Raw genomic sequence first — 17,406 nt, 5'->3', positions numbered from 1 at the left:
ACCACCCGCGTTGACGGCTGCGCAGGACGACGGGGCCCCGCCACGCCGCGGAGCCCCGTCAGATCGGCGTCGGATGTCAGACCGTGCGGCGCGGCCGACGCACCTCGCGGTACTCCTCGACGACCCGGTCGTCCTGCACCGGCACGACCCGCTCGGCGACGACCCGGTCCTCGGCCACCGGGCGGGCGACGACGGTACGACGGCGCGTGTTCCAGAAGTGGAGGGTGACCAGCAGGCCGGCCAGGCCGGCGAGCATCAGCACCCAGCCGACGACCGCCAGGTTGAGCCAACCCAGATCCGCCTCCACGGCGAACGCGAAGATCGCACCCAACGCGATCAGGAAGATGCTGCCACCAAAACCCATGTCGTCGCCTCCTCGGCTGTCCCTGGCGTCTGCCTCCGCCGCGGCCATCGGTGAGGGTGCGGCATCCATCGACTTACCCAGGCGCTCTGATCGCCAATCGGGCAAGCTTGGGACATGACGGACGCTCACGCCGCGGGACGGACACTGGTGCTGCTCCGGCACGCCAAGGCCGAGCAGCCGGGGGATGTGCCGGACGAACGCCGCCCGCTAGCCGCCCGGGGGCACGCCGACGCGGCGGCGGCCGGTGCCTGGCTCGCCAAGCACGCGCTGCTGCCGGACGTCGTCATCTGCTCGACCGCCCGGCGCACCCGGGAGACCTGGCACGGCGTGGCGATGGGCATGACCGGGTCCCCACCCGAGGGCGGCTCGGCTGGCCCCGCCCCGGTCGTACGCTACGAGGCGGAGGCGTACGAGGCGCACATGGAGGACCTGTTGACGCTGGTCAGGCGGGTCGATCCGGCCGCCCGCACCGTCCTGCTGATCGCCCACAACCCGGGCATCTCGCTGCTCTCCGCCCTCCTGGACCCGTTACGCGCGGACCAGGACGGCATGCGTACCAGCGACGTCGTCGTGCACCGGCCCGAGGTCGGGTGGGCCGACCTGGACCGGGGACGGGCTCCGATCACCGATCAACACACCGCACGCGGCTGAGCCATCCGCCGGTGCTGGCGGATGGCTGAGGGGCCGCTCGATGTGCCGGTCGTGCCGCCGGTCGTCGTACCGCCGCTCAGGTTGGCGGCACGGCGGCGTCGGCGTCGGTTCAGGGCGACGGCGTCGGCTCAGGACGGTGGCGCCGTCGGCGGCGGCGGATCGGGCGGCGGTGGCATCATCGCGGTCGGATGCGAGAGCCGGTTCTCCTCCACGATCAGGGTCCGCGCCCGCTTGCGGCGGTCCTGCCAGAACCAGAGCGTGGTCAGCAGTACGGCGAGCCCGGCCAGGATGAACACCCAGCCGACTGCCCGCAGGTCGACCCACCAGACGTTGGCCCTGATGGCGAAGGTGAGGATCGCGCCGATCGCGATCAGGAAGATCCCGCTACCAATGCCCATGTGCGCTGCACTCCCCCGTGCGATGGCTTCTGGGCGTTCTCTGCCGTGGTCCTGCGACGGTTACCCGCCACACCGCCCGGCTACCTGGCTGAGGCCACCGAATAGCCGAGGCGCCCCCTCTTCCGGAAGCTTCTTCGGGCGGGGGGGCCGGCTCTTCCCAGGGGCAATCGCCATCCGGGCACCCCGCGCATGCCGCCCCAGCTCGCCCACGACGCTGAGGCCGATCGCGTCGCGGTCGACCGCGGAGCGTGACGGACCTGGAAAATTCTGGGAGCTTCACGAGGAGTAACGAACACGCCGCCCGTCGCTCAACCCAAAGTCGGCACGAATCGGAATAACAGGACGAGACCGGTACAGCTCGGCACCGCCAGCCCCACGCCTCCGCATCGCCTTTGCTCTGCACCCACGGACGCGACCGACACCGAGAGTGTCTGGTGCCTCCGTGGGTGCAGAGCAAAGGGCGGAGGAGGGCGTCCCTCGTCGGCGCGCTGACCGCGACGCTGCGTAACCGACGTGGTGACTGCGGGCCGATCGGCGGGCGCGGCACCTCCGGGGACGCCGACGGCCGGCGGGCTACCGCCCGCCGGCCGTCGTGCCTGCCCTCTGCCGGGTCGTCACCCGGCCGCGCGCAGCACCGCAGCGCCGCAGCGCCGCAGCAGCGCTGCGACACGGCGGCACCGCCGCGACACGGGCGTGGCGTGACTCAGAAGGCCTCCTCCGGGAGATCCATGATGTCCAGGTCGGTGCCCTCGATGATCCGCCGGTCGGCGCCGATGCGGGGCAGCACCTCGCGGGCGAAGAACCGGGCGGCGGCCACCTTGCCGGTGTAGAACGCCTTGTCAGCGACGGAGACCTCGCCGGCCAGGGCCTTCAGTGCCACGTCGGCCTGCCTCTGGAGCAGCCAGGCGACGACCAGGTCGCCGATCGCCAGCAGGAACCGGCGGCTGGCCAGGCCGACCTTGTAGAGCGCCCGGGCGTCGCCGCCCTGCGCCTCGCCCAGCCAGCCGGTCAGCACCCCGAGCATGTTCTGGATCTCGACGAGCGCCTTGCCGAGCGCCTGCCGCTCCTCCTTGAGCTGGCCGTTGCCGCCCTCGGTGGCGATGAACTCCTGAATCTCGCCGGCGACGACCATCAGGGCCTTGCCGTTGTCCCGGACGATCTTCCGGAAGATCAGGTCGAGGCTCTGGATCGCGGTGGTGCCCTCGTACAGGGTGTCGATCTTCGCGTCGCGGACGTACTGCTCCAGCGGGTAGTCCTGGAGGAAGCCGGAGCCGCCGAAGGTCTGCAGCGACTCGTGCCCGAGCAGCTCGTACGCGCGCTCCGAGCCGACGCCCTTGACCAGCGGCAGGAGCAGGTCGTTGACCCGCTTGGCCGTCTTGGCGGCCTTCTCGTCACCGGCCGTCTCGGCCAGGATGATCTTGTCCTGCCAGCTCGCCGTGTAGCAGACCAGGGCGCGCAGGCCCTCGGCGTACGACTTCTGCAGCATCAGCGAGCGGCGCACGTCCGGGTGGTGGGTGATGGTGACCCGCGGCGCGGTCTTGTCCGCCATCTGGGTCAGGTCGGCGCCCTGCACCCGGCTCTTGGCGTACTCGAGGGCGTTGAGGTAGCCGGTCGACAGGGTGGCGATCGCCTTGGTGCCGACCATCATCCGGGCATTCTCGATGATCATGAACATCTGCCGGATGCCGTCGTGCTTCTCGCCCAGCAGCCAGCCCTTGGCCGGCACGCCGTGCTCACCGAAGGTCACCTCGCAGGTGTTCGAGACCTTGAGGCCCATCTTGTGCTCGACGTTGGTGGCGAAGACGCCGTTGCGCTCGCCCAGCTCGCCGGTGTTCTCGTCGAAGTGGTACTTCGGCACCACGAACAGCGACAGGCCCTTGGTGCCCGGGCCGCCGACACCCTCGACACCGACCGGACGGGCCAGCACGTAGTGGATGATGTTGTCGCTCAGGTCATGCTCCGCCGAGGTGATGAAGCGCTTCACGCCCTCGATGTGCCAGGAGCCGTCGGGCTGCGGAATGGCGCGGGCCCGGCCGGCGCCCACGTCCGAGCCGGCGTCCGGCTCGGTGAGCACCATCGTGGAGCCCCACTGCTTGTCGGCGAAGAGCTTGGCCCACTTCTTCTGCTGCTCGGTGCCCTCGACGTGCAGCACGTGCGCGAAGGACGGGCCGGAGGAGTACATCCAGACCGCGGCGTTGGCGCCGAGCACCAGCTCGGCGAGGGACCAGACCAGCGCCCGCGGCGCGGTGCTGCCGTCCAGCTCCGCCGGGAGCTCCAGCCGCCAGAACTCGGAGTTCATGAACGCCTGGTACGACTTCTTGAACGACTCGGGCAGCGGCGCGGTGTGCGTGGCCGGGTCGAAGACCGGCGGATTGCGGTCGCTGTCCAGGTAGCTGGCGGCCAGGTCCTCCCGGGCGAGGCGATCGACCTCGGCGAGGATGTCGCGCGCGGTGTCGACGTCCAGCTCCGTGTACGGCTCCTGGCCGAACGCCCGGTCCGCCCCGAAGACCTCGAAGAGGTTGAACTCGAGGTCCCGAAGATTGCTCTTGTAGTGGGTCATGCTCGCTGGCCCCGCTTCCGGACAGGTGTTACCGATCAGTAACCCCGACTCTATTACTCGCGGGTAGGAAGCGACAAGCCGATCTCGGAAGTGACGGCGGTTACACAGTTCGCGTTCAGGTTGCCGAGACCACCCCGACACCCTCTCGCGACGGTCACCGGCCTCAGCTCTCGGCCGCGCCGACCTCCCAGCTCGGTACGGCCGCGGTCGCGGTCGTGCCGCCGCGCGAGCCCGTGTACTCCATCAGGACCAGGGCGATGTCGTCGTCGAGCCGGCCGTGCACCCATTCCTTCAGAGCGGTCTCCAGCGAGGCGAGCCCGTCGGCGACGGTGCCGTGGCCGAGCAGCCGCCAGGCCCGGTCGGCGGTCGGAAAGAACTCCCCGTCCCGGCGCGCCTCGCCGAGCCCGTCGGTGAAGAGCAGCAGGCGATCGCCGGGCTCCAACCGCTCGACCCGGGGGCGGACCACTGGCATGAAGCCCAGCGGCGGGGCCGGGGCCGGCGGTTCGAGCGGGATGACGGCGCCCCGGCGCAGCAGCAGCGGCGGCGGGTGACCGCAGTTGACGATGGTGAGCGTGCCGCCCCGCTCCTCGACCAACGCGGCGGTGACGAAGTCCTCGTCGCCCACGCTCCGGGCCACCGCCCGGTCCAGGTCGGTCACGATCGCCCGCAGGTCGGCCCGCTCGTACGCCACGTGCCGGTACGAACCCAGCACGATGCTGGCCAGCCGGACGGCGTCCAGCCCCTTGCCCCGCACGTCGCCGATGATCATCCGCACCCCGTACGGCGTGTCGATTGCCTCGTACAGGTCCCCGCCGATCTCGGCCGTGGCGGTGGAGGAGATGTAGCGGGCGGCGACCGAGAGAGTGCCGACCTGCGGCCCGAGCGGGCGCAGCACGGCCTGCTGCGCCACCGCGGCCAGCCGGGACAGCTCGGCGATCTGCTCGGCCTGCCGTTGCCGTACGGCCGCCGTGGCCGCCGCGATCCCGGTGCCCAGCGCGATGCACGTGACGGCTACCGCGGTGGAGAGCGACACGGTCTGCTCGCCGAGGGCGAAGCCCGCCCCGAGCGCCGTGGCGGCGGCACCCACCCCGAGCACGATCCGCCACGACGCCAGCGCGGCGGCCAGGAATGGCGCGGCGACCATGAGCGCGATGTAGTTCGCCGACCGCCCGTCGGCCAGCTCGACCGCCGAGACGATCGCGAGCAGGACGACGGCCGCGCCGAGGCCGGCGCGGGATCCGGGGCTCAGTGGGCCGCGGCCCGACTGGAAGGGTTTCGTGCGTACGAGGGACAGCATGCCTGATTGACGTGAACGGGTGAATGAAGCTGGCCCGTCGTCCGAGGATGTTCTGGCCGCGCGGATCACCCCGGCGGGCCGATCGCGGCCCGGCGAGGGCTCAGCCGAGCACCTCGTAGCGGACCTCGACGTGGCCCGCGTCCAACGAGGCGATCTCGGCGAACGCGGCCCGGGACAGGTCCAGGCAGCGCCCCTCGACGAACGGGCCGCGGTCGTTGATCCGCACCGTCACGGACTTGCCGTTCGCCGGGTTGGTGACCCGGACCCTCGTGTCGAACGGCAGGGTCTTGTGGGCGGCGGTCAGCTCCGACGGATCGAAGGTCTCGCCGTTGGCGGTGAGCTGCCCCTCGGAGTAGAAGGAGGCGCCGCACGAGCCGCTGTCCACCACCGGTCGGGCGGTGCTGGTCTTCTTCGTCGCCGTGGGCTTCGGCGCGGCGGTGCGCGGCTTGCTCCGGGAGGGAGCCTGGGGCGACCGGGTGGCCGTCGGGCTGGCGGTCACGCTCGGCGACGCGCCGGCGCTCGGCGAGGCGGCCGGCGTGCTGGGGGCCGCGCTGCTCGGCACGCCGGTGGGCGACAGGTCGACGGCGGCCGGCCGCGCGGACTCCGAACCGGAGGTCAGCTGGACGGCGCCGACCGTGCCGCCGACGGCGAGGGCCACCCCGACCGCAGCGGTGGCCGCGATGGCGGCCGGCGAGGAGAACATGCGGGTACGGGAATGCCTGCCAGCCACCGGTCCGGTCCTTTCGTCATCCGACAAACCGGATCGGACCATAACGAGAGAAACACTTCCGAAGTCAACGTGATCATGTTGTTTTGCCCGCAATTGCGGTGATACGTGTAGCCGATCATCCGACCCGACGTGGGCCGGGCGGCCCGGGCGAGCCACGGCCTACGCGGGTCGCGTCGGTTGCCGCAGGATGGGTGGCATGCCCCCCGAGCTGAGTGGACGCCTCGCCGAGCTGGTCCGGTGGATCGATCCCGGCCCCGGCGCCAGTCACCTGGTCAGCGACGTCTCCGGCTGGTGGCGCGACCCCGAGGTGCTCGCCCGGCTGGGGCCGGCCCTGGTGGAGCCGTTCCGGGCCGCGCGGCCCACGGTGGTCGTCGCGCCGGCGGTGACGGGGTTCCTGCTCGGTCCACTCGCCGCCACGGCGCTCGGGGTCGGCTTCGTGCCGGCGCACAAGCCGGGCGACGGCCGGCTGCCCGCCGGGCCGCTCACCTGGGCGCAGAGCCCGCCGGACTTCCGCGGCCGGCGGGTGGACCTGGCCGTCCGGGACCACGGCCTCGACCGCGGCGACCGGGTGCTGGTGGTGGACGACTGGGTCGCCACCGGAGCCCAGGTCCGTGCGCTCTACGAGATCTGCGCCGCGCGCGGCGCCGAACCGGTCGGCACCGCCGCCGTCGTGCTCGACTGCCCGGCGGCGGTCGCCGCCGAGCTGCGGATCCGGGGGCTGGTCAGCGGCGACGACCTGACGTGACCCGGACGAACTCCTCGACCGCCGTGCAGACCCGGCCGAGCAAGTCCGCCGGGCGGGCCATCGGGCCGGGCACCTTCAGCGCGTGGCCGGCCTGCTCGATCTCCGCGTGCGGGGTGAGCCGGCGGGCGACCAATGCGCAGGCACGAGATCAACGACGGCGGTAGCGTCGGCAGGATGTGGCCTCGGATCGGTGAACTGCGCACCCTCGCCCTCGGCACCCCCGGCGACCTGCGGACGCGACTGAACACCCTGGTGCTCGGCGGGGTGAAGACGGCGACCGCCGGCCTGCTCGCCGAGTACGCCGAGGAGGGCGAGGATCTGGAGCGCGTCGGCGAGCGGCTGGCCCTCGTGGACGACGAGGACTCGCTGGTCGGCGTCGTCGAGGTCACCGGCGTCGAGGTGGTCCGCTTCGCCGAGGTGACCTGGGACTTCGCCCGGTCCGAGGGCGAGGGGGACCGCTCGGTCGAGGAGTGGCGCGAGGGGCACGCCGCCTACTGGGCGCGGGTCGGCACCCCCGTCACCGACGACAGCGAGGTCGTCTGCATCCGGTTCCGGCTGGTCTCGGCGGGCGACGGCGGCATCCCCACCGGGGACCTCGGCACCTGAGGGCGCCCGGCCGGGCCGACTGTCGCCTCCGGGGCCGGCGCCGGAGCCGGCCCGGCCTGATCGGCCCGGCCCGGCCGGGGGCCGGCCACCGAGCCGAACGGGCCCGCCGGGGTCGGTCAGTCCCGGCGCAGCTCGGGCAGCAGGCGGGTGGCCACGTCCACCAGGACGGCCTCGTCACCGGCGTACCAACTGCTGGCCCGGGGCCAGTGCGTGACCACGTCGGTGAAGCCGAGGGCGGCGGCCCGGCCGACCTGGTCGGCGAAGAACTCGGCGCTGTGCAGCGAGAAGGCGGGCGCCGAGTCCAGCGACAGGTAGCGGTCCAGGGTGCCCGGGTCGCGGCCGGCCGCGGCGAGCGTCTTGTCCATCCGGGCGCAGAGCTCGGCCACCCCGTCCCACCAGCTCTCCAGGTCGTCCACGCCGGGGCCGGTGGTGACCCAGCCCTGACCGAACCGGGCCGCCAGCCGCATCGACCGGGGCCCGTTGGCGGCCACCACGAAGGGCACCCGGGGCGTCTGGACGCAGCCCGGGTTGTTGCGCGCGTCGACCGCCGTGAACCAGTCCCCGCGCCAGGTGGTGCCGTCCTCGCGCAGGACGAGGTCGAGCAGCTCGGTGAACTCGGCGAACCGGTCGACGCGCTGGCGCGGCGGCAGCGTCTCCCCGCCGAGCACGGCCGAGTCGAAGCCGATCCCGCCCGCGCCGAGGCCGAGCAGCAGCCGCCCGCCGGAGACGTCGTCGAGCGCGGTGACCTGCCGGGCGAACGCCGCCGGATGCCGGAAGTTCGGCGAGGCGACCAGCGTCCCGAGCCGGATGCGGGTGGTCACCGTCGCGGCGGCGGTCAGCGTGGCCACCGAGTCGAACCACGGCCCGTCGACCAGGTCCCGCCAGCCCAGGTGGTCGTACGTCCAGGCGTGGTCGAAGCCCCACTCGTCCGCCTGCCGCCAACGGCGCTGCGAGTCGGACCAGCGCTGGTCGGGAAGGATCACGATGCCAATCCGCATGATCGCCAGCCTAACGGCCGTCGCCGGCCCGGACCCGCACCAGGCGGGCGCTTGCCATGTATCGATGATCTGAATATGGTGACGCCCGTGACCGCGATGCGCGAGCCGACGTTCCTGATCCTCACCGCGCTCGCCGGCGGCCCACGGCACGGCTACGGCATCATCCGGGACGTCACCGCTCTCTCCGCGCAACGCGTCACCCTGCTGCCGGGCACCCTCTACGCCGCGCTGGACCGGCTGCACGCGCAGGGGCTCGTCGCGCCCGACCGGGAGGAGACCGTCGACGGCCGGCTCCGCCGCTACTACCGCCTCACCCCGGACGGGGTCCACGCCCTCGACGCCGAGACCGCCCGGCTGCGCCAGCTCGCCGCCGCCGCCGAGACCCGGCTGCGCGCCCTGCGCCCCAGAACCGCCTGACCGCCCGCACGCCTTTCCACCGCGCCGCCGCCGCACCGCCCGCACGCCTCCGCACCCCAGCACCGCCGCCGTACCACCACGCCAGCTCCGCACCACCGCACCGCCGCTCCCGCCCGAACCGCTCGCGCGATCGCACCGCCGAATCCGCGCGTACCGACGAAAGGACGGCCATGCCGACGAACGGCGACCCGCTCGCCCGCCGCTACCGGCGGCTGCTGTTCTGCCATCCGCGCGCCTACCGGCGTGACCGGGCCGACGAGATGGTCGGGGTCCTGCTCGACGCGGCGCCGGCCGGCCGCACCCGGCCCACCGCCCGCGAGGCCGCGAACCTGATCCGGCACGGCCTGCGCTGCCGGCTGGGACGGCCGGCAAGCCGCACGGTCGGCGCCTGGGCGACCCTCGCCGCCGTCGCCTGCGGGCTGTTCACCGCCGCCCTCACCACCCGGGGCGCGTGGGAGACCTCCCGGCCACTGCCGGACCGGGCCGAGACCGCCGCCGTCGTCGCCGCCGTGCTGCCCGGCCACGACCTCGGCGACGTCGACCTGGCGCCCGCACTCTTCACCTTCTACACCCAGCGGCTCACCGCGCGGAACATCGACAACCTGGTCTTCGGGGACGGCGGCGAGTACCAGGCGAGCAGCGTCGTGGCCGAGGTGACCGCGGCACCGCCGATGTCCGCCGACGAGACGCTCGCGCTCGCGCAGCGGCGCCTGCGCGAGACCGGCTGGCAGCTGTACGAGCCGACCGTCGGGCAGTACTCCGGTTGCGCCGACAAGTTCTGCTCCCGGATCACGGACACCACCGAGACGGCGGTGCCGGCCCGGCGCGGCGACACCGAACTCACCCTCCAGGTCCGCGCCGAGTCCCCCGGCGACACCGTCCAACTCTGGCTGAATCTGCGCCGGACGACCCCGCCGGCCGTGCTGCCGACCGGCGTCGTCGGCGGCCTGCTCGGCGCGGGCCTCGGCTGGCTGGCGTTCGGCTGGGCCAGTCGCCGCACCGAGGCGTCGCACCCGGCCCGGGGCGCGGTCACCGTGCTGTACGCGCTCACCATGGTCCTGTGGTGGGCGCCCGTCCTGCTGACCGTGCCGACCCTGCTCCGCCACCACCTCGGCGAACCGCACCCGACGTGGCACCCGCTGTGGGAGTGGCTCGGCCAGCCGGCGGCCCTGCTGTTGTTCCTGGCCGGTACGGCGACCGCACTGCTCGGGCTGGCGCTGGCCGCCGCGCCCCGCCGCGACCCCCTGCCCACGACCGCCGTCGGCTGACCGGCTCCGCCTCATTTCATGCCGGCCCGCTGGGTCGGGGCCTCCTTCAGTCCCACCAGAACGACCAGGAGTGCGCGCCCAGGATTCTCTCGGCGTAGGCAGTCAGCGTTCCGGCGCCCTGCCAGATGTTGTCAGGGCAGAAGGCGAAGTGCTCGGCCGCCACCTGGCAGGCGTGCTCGATCGAGGTCGGTGGGGCGGCGACGCTGAGGTGGAGGGTGTCGAATCCGACGCCGACAACTCGGACCCCGAAGCGGTCCTCCCAGCTCCGGATCACCGCCGAGATCTCTCCGGAGTCGTTGGTGTGGTTCAAAGGACCGGACCAGCCGCTGACGGCGAGTGTGTCCGCGCCACGAGCGGCCGGCACGAGCCCGAGACGCGCCGGCCTGATCACGAGGAACTCCGCGTACTGGTCGGCGAAGTCGTCGGGTGGTGCCGAGGCATCACCGGGCACGGCGAGGCCGGGCCAACGCTCACCGAAGGGGGCGGTGCCGGCAGCGCGTTCGGCCGCTGGCCGCATGTCGTCCTCGGCGGTCCTCGTGTGCGCGGTCCACCACCGGGCCAGCAACTCGGCTGCGTCATGGCGGTCCGGCGAGGACATGCCAGCCGGGAACACCTCCCCGTCGGCCCACGGACGAGTCTCCTCGCTCGACAGGCCACTCAGCAGCAGCGGCCACAGCCCGGATTGCCGGTGCTGTGACCGCAGCCGCGTCCAGAGCGCGGCTCCGACCGGGGCCTCGCTCAACCAGTACGTTGGCGATCCGCCGTCTCCTGGCTCGACGAGGCGGCCGGGCGGCAGCGTCCTCGGTGGGAACGATCCGAGCAGGCGCGGCAGGTCCGTGATCATGGCAGGAGCGTAGGAGGCCCGTACGACGAACTTCCGATCCGCGGAGGCGAGTGACGCGGGCCGGGGTCGGGGTCGGGGTTGCCACCCTGCACGGCACGGGATCCGGAGTGGACAGGGCCGTCCCGACGCGGCTTCGACTGCTAAGCTCCCGCCACTTGTCTGGGGCTTCCGGCCGGCGCGGATCGCTGACGCGTGACCTGCCACCGCATCGATGCGCCGCAGGGTCAGCTTCCCGGCGAGACGTCGTCCGGCCGTGGCCGGAACCCCTTCATCCTCTGTCTTGCAGGGAGGACGAGCGTGGTCCGAGGCTCGCTCATCCGCGCCGGCTTCGCCGCCGCCGTGTCGTTCACGTTCGCCGTGGGCCTCAGCCCGTTGTCGGCCGGCAGCGCGCAGGCCGAACCGGTCGCGGGAGAAGTGGTGGTCCCCGCCTCCTACGTCCTGGCCCCCCGGACAAAACTGTTCAGCGCGGGCCCCTCGGGTTTCCTGCGTCACGAGTCCACGCTGGGCTACCTGTGGACGAGCTACACCGGAGTCGACACGAAGCTCGACACGTACGCCCCGGATACGACCCTGGTTCCGGACCTCGGTGCCGGCTCGGACGTCGTCGCGGAACTCGACCATCCCGGGACCGTCACGCTCCGGGACATGGCGACCGGCCGATCGCGTACGGTCACGATTCCCGTCGGCCACACGTACGTCAGCACGCTGGGGTCGACGGTCGTGACCAAGGCGCAAGACGGGTCCGACGGCGACTACACGTGGCATCTCTTCGACTCCCACGACGATGGTTCCGTCAGCCGGCGTGCCGTCACGGGCGTCCCCGACGGGGTCGTGGTGCCGGGCGAGGCCGAGGCACCGCTGGGCGACGCACGCGGACAGGTCGTGCAGTACCGGGAGAACACCACGTTCCGCACCGGATTCCTCGACGTCGCACAGGGCCGGCTGATCCCGCTTCCGTACACGAACTGGATCGGCGACGGCGGCGTCGTCGTGCTCACCTCCACCCACCTGCTGTGGACGCGCGACGGCACCGTCTTCGTCCACTCCCGCGACGACCTGACCGCCACCCCACGGACCGTGCCGCTGCCCGGCGACGCGCAGGTGCTGGGGATGGTCGGCGAGACGCTCGTGGTGGGCCGGCACGACCCCTCGCTGGGGCCCCGGAACTTCCTGGAGCCGGTCTGGCGGGTCGAGGCGGTGGGCCTCGACGGTCGTACGGTGAGGACGCTGCTGGCCAGGACGAGGGGGCTTGCCATGCCGACCCCGGACGGCAGGCTCCTGGTGCAGGGCGGCCCCGACACGGACCGGTGGGGAGTCTCCCTCGTCGAGGCCGGGGACGGCGGCGACGTGACGATCCGCAAGATCGCCGAGGCGTACCCGCAGAAGATCCAGACGGTGTCCGGGCTGACCTTCACCCAGGGGCGGCTGACCACCCTGGACGACAACGCGGCGCAGAGCCGCCGCTACCTCCACACCCGGGAGATCGGCGTGACCGGCTCCCTCACGGTCGGGCCGCGTACCGCCCGGGGTCCCGCACCCGCCAGCTGCGACACCACGGCCTGCCCCGACCTCCACGACACCGGCGACGGCCGGACGGTCGTCTCGGGCCTCAGCTACGGCCGTACGGACGACGACCGGCAGCCCCACCTGCTGGGGCCGAACCAGCCCATGCCCGGAACCCGGATCGACGGCTCCCGCACGTACCACTCGGTGGCGGCGGTCGGCGGCCGCTTCGCGGCCCTCACGGCGGCCGGCGGCACGGGTACGGAGACCCGGGTCGTCGATCTCGACACCGGGAAGGCGGTGTTCACGACGACGGCCTCCGTCGAGGCGCTGTGGGGCACCACCCTGTGGGTGCGGGACGGCAACCACGCCGTGGCCCCCGTCGACGTGCTGACCGGGCAGCGGGGCGCTCAGGTGTCGTTCGGCGAGGGGTGCCTCCTGGAGGACCTCCAGGCCGTCGGGCGCTGGCTGCTGTGGACCTGCGTGGGCTCGGCGTCGGGTCAGGGCGTCTACGACACCGTCAAGCGGACGAACCTGCGACTCGTGTCCGGAGACGACTGGTCGTGGGCCAAGCTCGGCGACGGCTTCGTCGCGTCCGAGGTGAACGGGCAACTGAAGGTGACCGACGTCCGTGACGGGACGCCGAGGTCGCACACCGCCGGGGCGTTCGCGTCGTGGCGGCCCTGGGACGTCGACCCGTACACCGGCGTCATCGCCCACCTCGGCGCCGACGACGGCATCCATCTGGTCCCCAGCGGCGTCCCGGTCTCGCCCCTCGCCCAGCTCGACGCCACCGTCGCCACGTCGGCGCACGTCAAGGACGCCACCGGACACTGGAGCCCGAAGTGGTGGTTGTCCAAGCCGGCCGCCTCCTGGACGCTCGTGATCAGGAGTCAGACCAGCGGCGCCGTCGTCCGTACCCTCTCCGGCGGCCTGACGCGCGGTGTGGTGGCCACGGCGTGGAACGGCAAGGACGACCGCCGCCGCGTGATGCCCAACGGCACCTACACGTGGACGCTGACCGCCACGCCGGCCGACGGACAGGGCGCGGCCCTCACCAGGTCGGGGACCGTGAAGCTCAGCCACGAGTGCCACATCGGCGACCGCCCGCGGCTCGTCGTGGTCAGGTGCTCCTGACATGACCGCGCCGGACGGTGCCGTCCCCGGGCGTACCGCCCGGTTCGCCGCCCAGCTCGTGGCCACCGTCGCCGCTCCGCTCGACCCCGCGTCGGCGGACGCCCCGCAGGTGCTGCACTGGCCGGGGCGCAGGCTGCTGGTGCAGCGCGGGGACACCGAGCTGGCCGTCCGCGACCTGGACGGGGAGGGGGCGGAGATCCGCTTCCCCGCGCCCTGGCCCCGCCGGTACGGCTCGACGGCGGTCTCTCCCACGGGCGACGTCGCCGTGTTCGTCGGCGTCCACGCGTTGCGAGCGGTGGATCCGACCGGCGCCGTGCGGTGGGAGATCCGGCACGGATGCTGGTCCGCCGCCGTGTGCACCGAGGCCCACGCCTCGTTCTCCGAGTACGCCGACGACCACCACCACGGCCACGCGGACAGCGGCTCGGCGGCCTTCTCCTCGGACGGCAAGCTCCTCTGGGCCCACGTCTGCAACAGCGTGGGGGACGACGTCGAGGAGGAATGGCTGATCCTCGACCCCACCGACGGCAGGGTGCTGGCCCGGGCCGGGACGACGACCGTGGCATCCGGCTCCATCCACCTCCCCCATCCGGACCCGGCGTACATGGGACTGACTGTCCTCGCGGGCGAGGAGGACTCGCCCGTGCTGTGGGGGCACTGGGACGGCACGGCGCTCACTGTCCAGCAGTTCGCCGAGGAGGTCCTCCTCGCCGTGAGCCCGTCCGGGGAGCACTTCCTGACCACGGACCCGGGGCAGTGGGCCCTCTACCTGCACCGGGCGGAGGACGGCACGGAACTGCGGCGGCTGAACGCCGACGAAGCCATGCCCCCTGCCTCAACCGCGGACGACCGCGTTTGTTGGGGCTACGAGGCGGCGTTCCCGTACGACGACAGCGCCGTGGTCGGCACCGAGTACGACGAGGAGATCCCCCGCCACTGGCTGGTCGACACCCGCACGATGGCCGTGCGCGGCCGGATCGCCTATCCCTTCCCCGTCTCGGGATCTCCCCGCTCGGCGGGGCGGGGCGCCTGGTACACGGTCTCCAGGGACGGGACCGCCGTCCATTTGTGGAGCCTGCCGCAGGCGACCGGTACCTGACCATGGGGGCTTGATGATCTTCCCCGCGCTCCGTGCCTCCCACGGCGACCGGCCCAGTAGGCTCGCGCCCAAAATCCTCGGTGCGAAAGCGCCGATCCTTGTCACGGGGGCGGGAGGTCGGGTGCGCGTCAAAGCGATCGCACGTCTGATGGTCGCGGCGCTGGGCGCCGCTTTCGGCGTGGTGGCGCCGATGGGTTCCGGTACGGCGTACGCCGACGGCGCGGTCGGTCTCGGCATCGACACGTACGCGGAGATGGTGGTCGACTCGGCGCGCGGTCGGCTGTTCTTCAGCCAGGGGCGGGAGCATTCGGGCGTGCGGTTGACGGACCTGTCCGGCGGCTCGCAGCGGACGATCCCGAACCTGCCGGGCGCCAGCGGCATGGCGCTGAGCCCGGACGGCTCGACGCTCTACGTGGCCCTCGCCGACGTGGGCGCGGTCGCCGCGATCGACACCACCACGCTGACCGAGACGCGTCGCTACAGCACCGGCGCGAGCAGCTGTCCCACCTGGCTGGCGCCGGCCGGCGGGAAGATCTACGTCGGCTATGGATGCCAGTCCGGGAAGGGCAAGCTGGGGTCGATCGACGTACGCGGGGCGACGCCGATCGTCGCCTTGGACCTGCCCCTCAACGGCCAGTACTACTACCCGCCGCTGCTCCGGAGCACCCCGGCCAACCCGAATCTGCTGCTGCTGGTGAACCGGTCCCGCGTCTCGTTCGCCATCTCGGGCGAGCCGAGTCTGTACGACGTCTCGTCCGGGACGCCGTCGCATGTCGCGTCCCTGGCCGGGGAGACCTGCACCGGCCTGCACGACGCCGCGCTGACGGCCGACAAGGTGATCCTCGCCTGCTCCTACCTGTGGGACCCACAGTCGAACTCCCGCTTGGTGGCGACCGAGCACGCGGCGTTCTCCACGGCGGACCTGTCGCCCGCGGGCGCGTACCCGTCCGGGACCTGGCCGACGGCCGTGACGACGTCTCCGAACGGTTCCTTCGTCGTCCTCGGCGCCAGCGAGAGCAATTCGATCCACGTCAAGCGACCGGACGGGACCGTGGTCCGCCGGTACGACCTCCCGCCGGGCAACCACCTCGAGGTGCGGGGCCTCGCCGTCAGCGCCGACAACCGCACGCTCTACGCCGTCACCACCGATCAGGACCGGAAGAACCCGGCCCTGCGGGTGCTGACCGACTTCGGCACCACCGGATCCTCGCTCCTGCTGGCCGCGCCGACAACGAGCACCCGCACCGCGCCACTCACCGTCCACGGGAAGTTGGCGTTCGCTGGTGCGAACGTGTCGACGCCGTGGACGCTGCGGGTCGCGAAGCAGGACCTCGCCGGCGGCCACCCGCTGCCGGACGTCACCACTGCCGCGGACGGCTCGTTCTCCTTCTCCGACACGCCGCTGGTCGGCGCGGCCAACACCTACACGGTGACCTTCCCCGGCGACGCCGCGCGCCCGGGGGCGACCCAGTCGGTCACCGTGCAGGTCTCGCGCGCCGCCACTACGTTGAGCGTCATGGCGAAGGCGACGGCCGACCGCCGCGCGGCGGTGACCGCCCAGCTCGGTGCCACCTACACGAACCGCACGGTCTGCCTGTACGCCCAGCCCTACAGGTCCACTCGCAAAACGATCACCTGCGGCGCAGTGGATTCGAACGGCAAGCTGACGGCCACGTATCCGACGTACCAGCGGGTCACGTTCAGCGCGAGCTTCGCCGGGGACCACCGGTACGCGCCCGCCGAGGCGTCGGTACGCACGTACGGGTTCCACTGGAGGAAGCCCGGGGTGTTCCGAGGCTACTGATGGGCCCACCTGTGACCCGGATGGGCCACGACAGCCCACGCGCCGCGCTGATCTATCAGCACGCCAACCGGGAGGCCGACCAAGGGATCACCGAGGCGATCGACAAGCGGTGAAGGCGGCCCGGCGCAGGCCGAGCAAACGCGAGCCGAGGCGGGCCGCCGGAGGTGGCGGGCCGGCTATCGAGGCGAGCTGATGGCCCGCTAACGGCCCACGGCCTGTTTCAGCTCGCCTGACAATACGAAGGCCCTGATCGGGACTGTCGTCCTGGTCAGGGCCTTCGCGTTGGAGCGGGTGACGGGAATCGAACCCGCACTGTCAGCTTGGGAATCGGATTGATCACGCTGCTGAGCAACCGTGCCGCCTGGCTATTGAGGATGGAAGGGATCGGTCGATGTCGTGCAAGGGTCCGCTGTTGACCGCTGCTGACCGCTCCATCGGGCACACGGTCTCGCTACCCTCCTGGTGTGCGTAAGCGGATCAAGTTCGTCCTGGCGCTGACGCCCGCAGACACACGCCAGGTTGAGGCGGTGCGAGCGGATCACTCCTTGCCGCTGCGTGAGATGGTTGGCCACGCCGTTACAGACGACGGGTTCACGGCCCTCTGCGGAGCAGACGTGATGCCGGCGGTGCCGAGAACCGACTTCTGGGATGACCTCATGGATGAGCAGTGGGGGCCGATCCGTCTGTGCAGGCCGTGCAGCTCCGCCGCCTCGTCGGGTTGACGATCGGCTTCCCTGCCCCTGCCTTGCAAAGGTGGATGACGGGGCGGTGAGTCCTCTCGACAAGCCGCAACGCTTGTCGTCTGCTACTCAGCGCCCGTCGTCCTCTGTTGGAACCTCACAACGGCTATCAGCGCTTCTGCTGACTTCTTGCTGATGATCCAGCCTGCCTAAGGGACGTCTCGTAACTGGGTCTCGCGTCCATCGTGGATCATGGTGGGGTGCAGGTGATCTCGGCAGCCCGCCCGGAGTGGATCTTCCCGTTC

General features: G+C 72.2%; 17 protein-coding genes. 9 read left to right on the top strand and 8 right to left on the bottom strand.

Annotated features, from left to right (window positions below):
• Positions 1 to 76: 76 nt before the first annotated feature.
• On the bottom strand, positions 77 to 364 hold the full coding sequence (locus ACGFZ2_RS28730) for a DUF6458 family protein (protein ID WP_350702267.1): 288 nt from the start codon (positions 362 to 364) through the stop codon (positions 77 to 79).
• A 114-nt stretch (positions 365 to 478) separates the two neighbouring features.
• Here ACGFZ2_RS28730 and ACGFZ2_RS28725 point away from each other — a divergent pair, with 114 nt between their 5' ends.
• The gene (locus tag ACGFZ2_RS28725; protein WP_393259695.1) at positions 479 to 1,015 is read left to right on the top strand and encodes a SixA phosphatase family protein; all 537 of its coding nucleotides are present in this window, start codon (positions 479 to 481) and stop codon (positions 1,013 to 1,015) included.
• Positions 1,016 to 1,143: 128 nt separating this feature from the next.
• Here the strand turns inward: ACGFZ2_RS28725 and ACGFZ2_RS28720 are convergent, their stop codons facing one another.
• The 4 genes from ACGFZ2_RS28720 to ACGFZ2_RS28705 form a co-directional block, all read right to left on the bottom strand.
• Positions 1,144 to 1,413 (bottom strand): DUF6458 family protein, encoded by a 270-nt coding sequence (locus ACGFZ2_RS28720; protein ID WP_043961115.1) that lies wholly within the window; start codon positions 1,411 to 1,413, stop codon positions 1,144 to 1,146.
• A 703-nt stretch (positions 1,414 to 2,116) separates the two neighbouring features.
• Positions 2,117 to 3,973 (bottom strand): acyl-CoA dehydrogenase, encoded by a 1,857-nt coding sequence (locus ACGFZ2_RS28715; protein WP_393458911.1) that lies wholly within the window; start codon positions 3,971 to 3,973, stop codon positions 2,117 to 2,119.
• A gap of 163 nt (positions 3,974 to 4,136) precedes the next feature.
• Positions 4,137 to 5,270: a PP2C family protein-serine/threonine phosphatase gene (locus ACGFZ2_RS28710; protein ID WP_393259691.1), complete on the bottom strand. Its 1,134-nt coding sequence runs from the start codon at positions 5,268 to 5,270 to the stop codon at positions 4,137 to 4,139.
• A 100-nt stretch (positions 5,271 to 5,370) separates the two neighbouring features.
• The gene (locus ACGFZ2_RS28705) at positions 5,371 to 6,000 is read right to left on the bottom strand and encodes a septal ring lytic transglycosylase RlpA family protein (protein ID WP_393259689.1); all 630 of its coding nucleotides are present in this window, start codon (positions 5,998 to 6,000) and stop codon (positions 5,371 to 5,373) included.
• Between the two features lie 196 nt (positions 6,001 to 6,196).
• On the opposite strand from ACGFZ2_RS28705, the gene ACGFZ2_RS28700 reads away from it, so the two are divergent.
• On the top strand, positions 6,197 to 6,745 hold the full coding sequence (locus tag ACGFZ2_RS28700) for a phosphoribosyltransferase family protein (protein ID WP_393458908.1): 549 nt from the start codon (positions 6,197 to 6,199) through the stop codon (positions 6,743 to 6,745).
• On the opposite strand, the gene ACGFZ2_RS28695 is transcribed toward ACGFZ2_RS28700, so the two are convergent.
• Complete coding sequence (locus ACGFZ2_RS28695; protein WP_393458905.1) at positions 6,723 to 6,878, bottom strand: hypothetical protein; 156 nt, start codon at positions 6,876 to 6,878, stop codon at positions 6,723 to 6,725. The two genes, ACGFZ2_RS28700 and ACGFZ2_RS28695, sit on opposite strands and share 23 nt — an antisense overlap.
• Positions 6,879 to 6,919: 41 nt before the next feature.
• On the opposite strand from ACGFZ2_RS28695, the gene ACGFZ2_RS28690 reads away from it, so the two are divergent.
• A complete protein-coding gene (locus tag ACGFZ2_RS28690) occupies positions 6,920 to 7,351 on the top strand; it encodes an ASCH domain-containing protein (RefSeq protein WP_393458902.1) in 432 nt (143 codons plus the stop codon).
• 116 nt (positions 7,352 to 7,467) lie between these two features.
• Here the strand turns inward: ACGFZ2_RS28690 and ACGFZ2_RS28685 are convergent, their stop codons facing one another.
• Positions 7,468 to 8,349 (bottom strand): LLM class flavin-dependent oxidoreductase, encoded by an 882-nt coding sequence (locus ACGFZ2_RS28685; protein WP_393458899.1) that lies wholly within the window; start codon positions 8,347 to 8,349, stop codon positions 7,468 to 7,470.
• Between the two features lie 96 nt (positions 8,350 to 8,445).
• Between ACGFZ2_RS28685 and ACGFZ2_RS28680 the strand changes: the two genes are divergently transcribed.
• Together ACGFZ2_RS28680 and ACGFZ2_RS28675 are read left to right on the top strand one after the other, a co-directional pair.
• Positions 8,446 to 8,766 carry a helix-turn-helix transcriptional regulator gene (locus tag ACGFZ2_RS28680; protein WP_350702708.1) on the top strand — a complete coding sequence of 107 codons (321 nt, stop codon included), beginning with the start codon at positions 8,446 to 8,448 and terminating at the stop codon, positions 8,764 to 8,766.
• Positions 8,767 to 8,936: 170 nt separating this feature from the next.
• The gene (locus ACGFZ2_RS28675; protein WP_393458896.1) at positions 8,937 to 10,034 is read left to right on the top strand and encodes a hypothetical protein; all 1,098 of its coding nucleotides are present in this window, start codon (positions 8,937 to 8,939) and stop codon (positions 10,032 to 10,034) included.
• Positions 10,035 to 10,080: 46 nt separating this feature from the next.
• Here the strand turns inward: ACGFZ2_RS28675 and ACGFZ2_RS28670 are convergent, their stop codons facing one another.
• On the bottom strand, positions 10,081 to 10,878 hold the full coding sequence (locus ACGFZ2_RS28670) for a DUF4253 domain-containing protein (RefSeq protein ID WP_393458893.1): 798 nt from the start codon (positions 10,876 to 10,878) through the stop codon (positions 10,081 to 10,083).
• Positions 10,879 to 11,175: 297 nt separating this feature from the next.
• Here ACGFZ2_RS28670 and ACGFZ2_RS28665 point away from each other — a divergent pair, with 297 nt between their 5' ends.
• The 4 genes from ACGFZ2_RS28665 (at position 11,176) to ACGFZ2_RS28650 (ending at position 17,143) form a co-directional block, all read left to right on the top strand.
• Positions 11,176 to 13,518, top strand: coding sequence for a FlgD immunoglobulin-like domain containing protein (locus tag ACGFZ2_RS28665; RefSeq protein WP_393458890.1), 2,343 nt, complete (start codon positions 11,176 to 11,178; stop codon positions 13,516 to 13,518).
• A 1-nt stretch (position 13,519) separates the two neighbouring features.
• Positions 13,520 to 14,617, top strand: coding sequence for a hypothetical protein (locus tag ACGFZ2_RS28660; protein WP_393458887.1), 1,098 nt, complete (start codon positions 13,520 to 13,522; stop codon positions 14,615 to 14,617).
• Between the two features lie 121 nt (positions 14,618 to 14,738).
• Complete coding sequence (locus tag ACGFZ2_RS28655; RefSeq protein WP_393458884.1) at positions 14,739 to 16,421, top strand: hypothetical protein; 1,683 nt, start codon at positions 14,739 to 14,741, stop codon at positions 16,419 to 16,421.
• Between the two features lie 464 nt (positions 16,422 to 16,885).
• The gene (locus ACGFZ2_RS28650; RefSeq protein WP_393458881.1) at positions 16,886 to 17,143 is read left to right on the top strand and encodes a hypothetical protein; all 258 of its coding nucleotides are present in this window, start codon (positions 16,886 to 16,888) and stop codon (positions 17,141 to 17,143) included.
• Positions 17,144 to 17,406 lie beyond the last annotated feature (263 nt).

Source organism: Micromonospora sp. NPDC048063 (assembly GCF_043202855.1).
Classification (GTDB): Bacteria; Actinomycetota; Actinomycetes; order Mycobacteriales; family Micromonosporaceae; genus Micromonospora.
Note: the sequence above shows the minus strand (reverse complement) of the source record. Positions and strands in the feature narration are given on the sequence as shown.

Coding starts and splice junctions, on each gene's coding strand:
- ACGFZ2_RS28710 (WP_393259691.1), bottom strand. CDS start 5,270: ATGCTGTCCCTCGTACGCACGAAACCCTTCCAGTCGGGCCGCGGCCCA.
- ACGFZ2_RS28670 (WP_393458893.1), bottom strand. CDS start 10,878: ATGATCACGGACCTGCCGCGCCTGCTCGGATCGTTCCCACCGAGGACG.
- ACGFZ2_RS28730 (WP_350702267.1), bottom strand. CDS start 364: ATGGGTTTTGGTGGCAGCATCTTCCTGATCGCGTTGGGTGCGATCTTC.
- ACGFZ2_RS28700 (WP_393458908.1), top strand. CDS start 6,197: ATGCCCCCCGAGCTGAGTGGACGCCTCGCCGAGCTGGTCCGGTGGATC.
- ACGFZ2_RS28685 (WP_393458899.1), bottom strand. CDS start 8,349: ATGCGGATTGGCATCGTGATCCTTCCCGACCAGCGCTGGTCCGACTCG.
- ACGFZ2_RS28725 (WP_393259695.1), top strand. CDS start 479: ATGACGGACGCTCACGCCGCGGGACGGACACTGGTGCTGCTCCGGCAC.
- ACGFZ2_RS28720 (WP_043961115.1), bottom strand. CDS start 1,413: ATGGGCATTGGTAGCGGGATCTTCCTGATCGCGATCGGCGCGATCCTC.
- ACGFZ2_RS28675 (WP_393458896.1), top strand. CDS start 8,937: ATGCCGACGAACGGCGACCCGCTCGCCCGCCGCTACCGGCGGCTGCTG.
- ACGFZ2_RS28660 (WP_393458887.1), top strand. CDS start 13,520: ATGACCGCGCCGGACGGTGCCGTCCCCGGGCGTACCGCCCGGTTCGCC.
- ACGFZ2_RS28680 (WP_350702708.1), top strand. CDS start 8,446: ATGCGCGAGCCGACGTTCCTGATCCTCACCGCGCTCGCCGGCGGCCCA.
- ACGFZ2_RS28715 (WP_393458911.1), bottom strand. CDS start 3,973: ATGACCCACTACAAGAGCAATCTTCGGGACCTCGAGTTCAACCTCTTC.
- ACGFZ2_RS28690 (WP_393458902.1), top strand. CDS start 6,920: ATGTGGCCTCGGATCGGTGAACTGCGCACCCTCGCCCTCGGCACCCCC.